The sequence below is a fragment of the Bifidobacterium pullorum subsp. saeculare genome (genome assembly GCF_016899725.1).
GTDB lineage: Bacteria > Actinomycetota > Actinomycetes > Actinomycetales > Bifidobacteriaceae > Bifidobacterium > Bifidobacterium pullorum_C.
On record NZ_JACLYU010000054.1, the window covers coordinates 1 to 1,041 of the forward strand.

General features: G+C 66.3%; 1 pseudogene. It reads right to left on the reverse strand.

The window, feature by feature from the left end:
* Nucleotides 1-921: pseudogene (locus H7U32_RS09355) on the reverse strand (IS256 family transposase); the annotation flags it as partial.
* Nucleotides 922-1,041: the final 120 nt, after the last annotated feature.

The window sequence follows — 1,041 nt, forward strand, 5'->3', positions numbered from 1 at the left end:
GAGGCAGGATGCGGCGGCCCTCAATCCGCGGGATTCCATCTGCGCGGCCACATCCTCCGCCTTCCTCAACGCGGCGTCGCGGGATTCCATGGCGAACACGGCCTTGAGCGCGCCGGCCGCCCATGCCGCGTGTTTGCGGCTGACCCTGGAGAGCACGTTGCGCATGAAGTGGACCGTGCACCGCTGATACCGTGCGCCGGGCAGCATCGAGTTCACCGTGGCCACCAGCCCGGCGCACCGGTCGCCCACCACGAGCCGCACGCCCTTCAGACCGCGTTCGATCAGGCTCCTGACGAACTGCTCCCAGCTGGCCCTGTCCTCCTTCATGCCCTCCGCGACCCCGACGACCTCCCGATGGCCCGTGTCGTCCACGCCGATCGCGACCAGCACGCTCACGTTCTCGGCCGACCCGCCCCACGTGCGCCTGTCGCCGCACGCCGTCCACGAACAGGTACGGGTACGAACGCCCCAACGGCCTGTTGCGCCATTCGTCGATCTGCGCGTACACCCCCTTGAGCTTGTCCGAGAGCGTCTGCGAGGGCATCCGCTCGCCCCACGGCAGGCGGCTGATGTCGTCGACCTGACGGGTCGAGACGCCGGCCAGGTACATGTCGATCAGCGCCTCCTCGACGCTCTGCTCACGACGCCGGTATCGTTCGATCACCGCCGACTCGAACAGCGCGCCCTTGAGCGTGGGGACCCTGAGGGTCACGGTCCCGGCCTTCACGGTCAGGTCACGCTCGTAATGACCCGCCCGGTACGCCCTCCTCTCCCCGGTGCGCTCGTACCTGGCCGCGCGGTGATCTCGTCCGCCTCCGCGTCCAGCATCGCGTTCAACAATTGCTCGACCTTCCGGGACACCAACCGGCCCAGCTTCGTCTCGAGCATGTTCTCATCGACCTGTAGAATCTGATCCTGCATGGTTCCGTCGCCTCTTTCCACTAGCGGTTTTGTGTTTGGCGACTGAAATCGCACCCAGACGACGGGCCATGCCTCTTCATTCAGGCCTCAACCAAAGTGCGCAACAAACCGGGCGTTATC